Raw genomic sequence first — 6,011 nt, forward strand, 5'->3', positions numbered from 1 at the left:
TGAAGATAAGTGAGTATGACAGACGGCAACTTTCATTAATGAAGGGAAGGCTAAGCTCATTTATGCCAAATAATTTATCTTTAAAGGATTTGATTGACGATCTTGAAGGTTTGTCAAATTGTTTAGAATCTATTAATACTGAGTGGAAAGAGGCATTTCATGAACATTGGTTTATGTTAGAACAAGTTTATGCGGTAGCACTTTTTCGAAATGAATCAATCAATAGCGACGATCCTGACATAATAGAGCCTGTAAAACAGCTAGAGGCTCTATTAAACAGTTAATTTTAGGAGCGGTTCTTTCATCACAACAAGTTAAATAAAGCACCAACAAAGATCACTAGCTATTCACAACATGCATTAGATCAAATCTCTGGTCGAGATGGAGGCATAGGGGTAAGTCAATCAGCGCTGGATAGTGCTTGGTCAAATCCTTTGAAAATTGAATATGTTCCATCAAAATATGGCCCTACATTCCGATATACAGGAAATGATGCTGTTATCGTTATCAATGCTGAAGGTACAGTTATTAGGAGTCCAGACACAACTACATTTGCCATTCTTGATGCCAAATATTACGGTGCAGAAAATCTGGAAAACCTTCCTGGATGGCCCGACCTAATAAAGCAATTCTTTTACGCATTAGCGCTTCAACGGTGCAGATCTGAAATTCCTGAAAGACAATATCACGCAAGGTGATCGTTTGCTGTCTGTTATCAGCGATCCGACTTCATGGCCAGTCGCCGTTATGGGGGGGGAAAGCCATCATTACTAACAGTGCGGGAGTTAAGGAACAATTAATAGCCGCAGGTGTATCAAGTGCTGCTAATACAGCCATCCAATATGGAACAAGCAAAACCGGCGAGGTCAAATTATCAGATGTTATCGGTGCCGGAGTTATCGGCCTTATTACTGCCGGCAAAGGTTACAATCCAACTGTAACTTGGAATGCAGCAGGTGGTTATTATCAGGCAGAAATCAATGGTGATGATCCATTTATGGGTGGCCTATTGAGTAAAACGGGGGCATCTGTAGGTTATACCGCTGGTAATATTATCAAAATACCAATGGATAAAAAACTTAATCCAATCTCTAAACAGTACGAATGGGTTCCGACGGGTGTATGGACTATCACAAAACCAGTTCCTCAAAATAACTTACCTTCTCTTTCTGGAAATGTGGCTGACTCAGCTGCTTCTGGGTGGTTCTCTGATGCATTACAAAACTCAATAAAAAATAAGGAGAATAGCAATGTTAATAAGTAAAAAATCACTACTGGTACTGTTGTATTTATGCGTTGCTTTCTCTTTAATGCTTTTTTTTGTAAGTTTTATTTTTCAAGTGCTTGGGTATTGGATTGGTGATGGTGATCAGATGCTAGGATATTTGAAGGATAACTTTCATAAAGTATTGAAGACTAGTTTAGTTGGGGTTGGTGTTGGATGTGCCTACTGGTTCTTTTACTATCGAAAGATCTAGCACGTTGATTCAAAATATATTTTTAGTGGAAAATAATGCGCTGAGTCTACCAAAAGGCATGGCTGATTATGGTCAATCCGTTGCTTCTTATGCGCAATATGCTCAGGACAAGAACCTACCACCAGAACAAATACAGGCCGATCTGAGGTGACTTGCCCGAAGGCGCGGATAACCCCGCAGGGAGACTGAAATGAAAATAATAAAGCTAATGGCAGACTATTATTCGTATCCACTTTGGCATAGTTCACCGGGGGAAGTAGGTAATATTGATCCTGAGGATCTGCCTATTTCGAACGAACTAAAGGAACGGCTTAATAAATGATCTGAAATTTATGATTCAATATTAAATGATGACGACCCTGTCTCATCTGGTTTTTCAACGAAAGATGATGAATTAGTGTTCATATAAGAAGGGGCTGAGTTGGCGAAATGTCTTCAGATAGAGTTTGGGGACGCTTATCAAATTATTTATCATTCTGAATATTAAGGATAATCCCAGCCACCGAGCCGGGATTACACTGGCAGCAGGATTAGCCGGGGGCGTGGTGGGTAATAGTACCGCTGACGCAGTTGCCGGGGCGCAGGCTGGGAAGAATGCGGTTGAGAATAACTTCTTGCTCTCCCTGCTTGCACCTCCTCCGCCAGTAGCAGGACAGACAACGCCTCAAACTGAAGCCAACGCTGCAATCGCCCAGAAGTTGGATGCGGCGGTGAAAGAGTTTGGTAAAGATGTTGTGACGAAATGCCTCTCCGGTGGTGATTGTCCAGTTGCCGCACAGCTAGTGATATTTGCGATGCAGGGCATGATAGGCCAAGATGAGTCTGGTTCTAATCCTAATATCGGCAAGGATCTGACGGATGAGCAGAAGAAAGAGCTGGGTGGTTCGGGGTCTGGAACGGGAACACCACCACCGCCAGAAAACGATCCGAACAAATCGGAAGAGAAAAAAGTCGATAAGCTGAATCAGAAGCAAGAAAGTGCCATGAGAAAAATCGACAACCTAATTAAAAACTCTCTGAAAGATCATGATATTACAGGTTCTCTTAAAGATATGGACAACAACCCTATTCCTAAACCTAATGGAAGTGGGGAAAACTGGAACCATATGAAAGAGATGCAAGATACTCTTAATGGTTTAAGGAATCATGCAAACACGCTAAAAAATGTTAATAATCCGGAAGCTCAGGCAGCTTACGGAAGAGCAACAGAAGCGATTAACAAAATAGAATCGGCGATCAAAGGGTACGGCATATGACAACGTTTAGGGATCTATTAATAGCAGAAGGCGGTAATTATGAGCCTAACACTAGGTCATCTCTTGATAAGTGGTTTAGCAGTATCGTAGATGCGCCGCTTGATGAGTTGAATGTTGGGGATATTGCTCGAGCTATAAGACAGGATCTGTTTTTAGTTCATGTATTACCAAGAGCAGAATCGATCTTGCGAGGAGATCCTCTAGCCGGAGATGATTACGATGGGCAATTAATATCATCAATCGCATCTTTAAGTCACAAGGAAGCAAAAGGTGTTTTATCTTCTTTAAAAAGGATAAGTCATATTTTAAATCAAGTAGATAAAACTACTCTTGATCAGCAGTTACTGTTAGACATAAAGAAAATAGATAATTTATCTTCTTGTGAGTAATACAGACCCCCGGCCAACTTTATGGGTGCAGTTCAACTGACCGAGGGTATTACTGCTAAGCCCTAAATCCCCCATCTTCCCGCCGCCGTAACTGGATCATTCCGGGTGCGGCGGTGATTTCCAGCTGTGCCACACCGGTGATCCCGGGCTCGATGATCCAGCTCCCACCGATGGTCAGCTCGCCGTTCTCGCGTAATTACTTCGTAATAGTACGGGGAAATCACACTCCAATTGATTTTCGTCTAGCGTCTTCAGGCCAAAAACGCGCGTCTGGGCAAAAGTTGGCGGAGTAAAAAAACACTGGTAAAAAAGGTTTGTAACTGGCTGACGGAACAGGGAAAAAATGAGTTAGCTGGTAAACTTCACGACGGATCGAGTTGTTGTGGAGAATAACTCACTCCATGACATTATTGATAATAAAACCTCTGGTGTGACTCAGGAACAGAAATACCAGAATGCGCAGAAAGAACTGGTTGCCGCTGTTGAAGAGTTCAAAGCACAGAACTGCGCCGGGTTAAGTGCCGATGCGTGTTCAGCCAAGATGCAGGCCAATAGCGACGAACTGCTGAAAGGGTTTGCGGGTTTTGGGATAACTCAGATGGCTCATTCTCAGGCTTTTTGGATCCAAAAAGGTGATGAAAATGGATTGTACTTTTGAAGTGGTTTTTTTTAGTGACTCACAGTATGAGGAGCTAACAGCCGAGATCTCATACAGAGGGCAGATCCTCTGTCAGCTAAATCAGGATAAGGGCGCAGATGCGGTTGAAGTTGAATTTTTTGCAGATAGCCGCCTTTTGGCAGAGTCAGTAGAAATGAAATTCCCTTTGGATGAGTTCATTAAAGTGTTAACTGAAACAAAAGCAGATCTTATCTCTTGAAAAAATCCCGGCCAAGTCGCCGGGATTTTTTTACCTGTCACTCAGCAGGCCGGATCACCAGTTGCCCGCGTTCGTGGAGAATAACTCCATGAGTGGAGATCAAGCCCGCGAGTCTGTTAAGCAGGTTACGAGCAACCTGAAAGATCAGGTAAGAGACAAACTGGGTGAAGGCACACTCTCCGCTATCGTTAACAGTATAATTAATGCGACGGCTGGGCACAGCAGTCACTTCCAGTTGTTCCGCGTCGGTAATGCCAGACTCAGTAAGCCAGTCGCCAGCAATCAACAACTCGCCGTTCTCCCGTACCCAATCTGCCCCTAAATCTTGGCGGTCTTGGCTGGCTTCGTCGGTGACGGTGGTGAACCCGGCGAACAGCGGCGATATTGTGGTGCAAGGCAGCCAGCTCAAAGCCGGCGGCGATACCACCCTGGATGCGGCGCGTGATGTACTGTTGCTCGGTGCCGCCAACACGCAAAAAACCGACGGCAGCATAGGCGTGGGTGGTTCAGACGGTGGTGACCTGGATGGATGTGAAAGCCTTTATGAATGACTATAGCAGCCAGGATAAAGGCAAAGATCGTGTATTCCAGCCATTTATTGAAGCTAACTGGCGCCACAATACTAAAGATTTTGGTGTCACTATGGATAACGTGACAGTGAAGCAAGATGGGGCCGCCAATATCGGTGAATTAAAAGTGGGTATTGAAGGCCAAATCAATAAAAAAGTTAACCTGTGGGGTAATGTTGCCCAGCAAATCGGCAACAAAGGTTACAGTGATACTGCGGTAATGTTGGGCGTTAAATATAACTTCTAATACTAACTGTAGGATTAAAAATAAACCGACCGGGTCATTAAGCTCGGTTTTTTGCTGTTAAAAACGCAATGATACAAAAACCGTCGAGTATAGGCGCTCAGGGGGTTAACTTCCCCTTGTCACGTTCTTCGGCATACCTGAACAAATGGGCCAGTTCAGACAGGGGAATGCCGCTGCCTATGAACAAATTAGGCAATTATCAGAAATAGTTATTGAGAAAAACAGTAAGTTTCGGCCAGTAAACTAAACATTGAAATTTACCTCTCTAGCATAAATCATTTCTATGAAGGTTTAGGAATATTCTTTTTCAAGAGTTTGCGTTGTAATGTTCGTCGATGCATATTCAACGCTCTTGCCGAAGCAGAAATATTACCAAGATGATCATCCACAACTTTATTTATATACTCCCATTCCATTTGTTCTAGTGAGGGGTAGGTAAATGGGCTACCCTTATCATTTTTTAATGTTGGTATTTCATTACGAAGACTCAATAGAATGTTATCCACACTCACTGGTTTTTGCAGAAGATTATCAGCCCCCTTTTTTAACGCAATGATGGCTGAAGTGATACTAGAGTAATTTGTCAGAATTAAAATTCTAGATAATGGGTTAAGATGTCTTAATGCAGAAACCCATGCTAGCCCAGAGTCATCTTTCAACTGCAGATCTATCACGATATACATATGCTGAGTAGATTCGGCCATTCTGACGGCCTGCACTCCAGTGGTTGCTACATTAACAAAGAATCCTTTTCTAAGCAGAATTGTTGATAGCGTATTAGTAAATACATCATCATCATCCAGAATTAAGATCTTTTCCATCATAACAATCTCACCCTAATAGTGGCTGTTGTTCCGGTATAATCTGAGTATAGTTTTATTTTAGCACCAATTCTGACTGCATTAGAAAAGGCTAACATCAAGCCAATACCATATCCAGAGGTTGTGCTTTTTACCGGTTGTTTTCCCAGGAGGTTGATTAAATCATTTGGTATACCACATCCATTATCAGTTATGCTTATAATTGCATTACCATTCTCTATCTTACAACCACATTGAATGAAACCATTGTCACTGGGAATAGCCAAATTAGCATTCTCAAGTAAATTAACAATAATAGTATGAAGAATGCCAGCATTTTTGATATATACGCAGATGTTGGGTAATTTATAAATTATATTTTTATTGCACTTAA

General features: G+C 42.3%; 9 protein-coding genes and 5 pseudogenes. 11 read left to right on the plus strand and 3 right to left on the minus strand.

What is annotated here, in order from left to right:
* The 9 genes and pseudogenes from V1952_RS19405 to V1952_RS19445 form a co-directional block, all read left to right on the plus strand.
* The coding region (locus tag V1952_RS19405) for a hypothetical protein (RefSeq protein WP_420075353.1) at window positions 1-284 on the plus strand (284 nt) is incomplete at its 5' end.
* Window positions 285-434: 150 nt separating this feature from the next.
* Window positions 435-698, plus strand: a complete 264-nt coding sequence (locus tag V1952_RS19410; protein ID WP_420075354.1) for an LlaJI family restriction endonuclease — start codon at window positions 435-437, stop codon at window positions 696-698.
* Window positions 695-1,264 carry a hypothetical protein gene (locus tag V1952_RS19415; protein WP_420075355.1) on the plus strand — a complete coding sequence of 190 codons (570 nt, stop codon included), beginning with the start codon at window positions 695-697 and terminating at the stop codon, window positions 1,262-1,264. Before V1952_RS19410 ends, V1952_RS19415 begins: the two co-directional genes overlap by 4 nt.
* A gap of 173 nt (window positions 1,265-1,437) precedes the next feature.
* Window positions 1,438-1,629, plus strand: a complete 192-nt coding sequence (locus V1952_RS19420; protein WP_420075356.1) for a hypothetical protein — start codon at window positions 1,438-1,440, stop codon at window positions 1,627-1,629.
* A gap of 364 nt (window positions 1,630-1,993) precedes the next feature.
* Window positions 1,994-2,095, plus strand: a pseudogene (locus V1952_RS19425) (VENN motif pre-toxin domain-containing protein); the annotation flags it as partial.
* A gap of 204 nt (window positions 2,096-2,299) precedes the next feature.
* A pseudogene (locus tag V1952_RS19430) lies at window positions 2,300-2,734 on the plus strand (hemagglutinin); the annotation flags it as partial.
* Entirely contained in the window at window positions 2,731-3,123 is a 393-nt protein-coding gene (locus tag V1952_RS19435; protein WP_420075357.1) for a contact-dependent growth inhibition system immunity protein, read from the plus strand. The pseudogene V1952_RS19430 and the gene V1952_RS19435, both read left to right, overlap by 4 nt.
* A 382-nt stretch (window positions 3,124-3,505) precedes the next feature.
* On the plus strand, window positions 3,506-3,781 hold the full coding sequence (locus V1952_RS19440) for a hypothetical protein (protein WP_420075358.1): 276 nt from the start codon (window positions 3,506-3,508) through the stop codon (window positions 3,779-3,781).
* Window positions 3,765-4,001, plus strand: a complete 237-nt coding sequence (locus V1952_RS19445; RefSeq protein ID WP_261373784.1) for a hypothetical protein — start codon at window positions 3,765-3,767, stop codon at window positions 3,999-4,001. The genes V1952_RS19440 and V1952_RS19445 overlap by 17 nt, the downstream gene beginning before the upstream one ends.
* Window positions 4,002-4,215: 214 nt before the next feature.
* On the opposite strand, the pseudogene V1952_RS19450 reads toward V1952_RS19445, so the two are convergent.
* Window positions 4,216-4,401, minus strand: a pseudogene (locus tag V1952_RS19450) (hypothetical protein); the annotation flags it as partial.
* Here V1952_RS19450 and V1952_RS19455 point away from each other — a divergent pair.
* Together V1952_RS19455 and V1952_RS19460 are read left to right on the plus strand one after the other, a co-directional pair.
* Window positions 4,373-4,519: pseudogene (locus tag V1952_RS19455) on the plus strand (hemagglutinin repeat-containing protein); the annotation flags it as partial. The pseudogenes V1952_RS19450 and V1952_RS19455 sit on opposite strands and share 29 nt — an antisense overlap.
* A 7-nt stretch (window positions 4,520-4,526) precedes the next feature.
* Window positions 4,527-4,817: pseudogene (locus V1952_RS19460) on the plus strand (autotransporter outer membrane beta-barrel domain-containing protein); the annotation flags it as partial.
* A gap of 281 nt (window positions 4,818-5,098) precedes the next feature.
* On the opposite strand, the gene V1952_RS19465 reads toward V1952_RS19460, so the two are convergent.
* A complete protein-coding gene (locus tag V1952_RS19465; RefSeq protein WP_372558305.1) occupies window positions 5,099-5,641 on the minus strand; it encodes a response regulator transcription factor in 543 nt (180 codons plus the stop codon).
* The coding region (locus V1952_RS19470) for an ATP-binding protein (RefSeq protein WP_420075359.1) at window positions 5,638-6,011 on the minus strand (374 nt) is incomplete at its 5' end. The genes V1952_RS19470 and V1952_RS19465, both read right to left, overlap by 4 nt.

The organism is Yersinia sp. 2542 StPb PI (assembly GCF_048593855.1).
GTDB lineage: Bacteria > Pseudomonadota > Gammaproteobacteria > Enterobacterales > Enterobacteriaceae > Yersinia > Yersinia enterocolitica_E.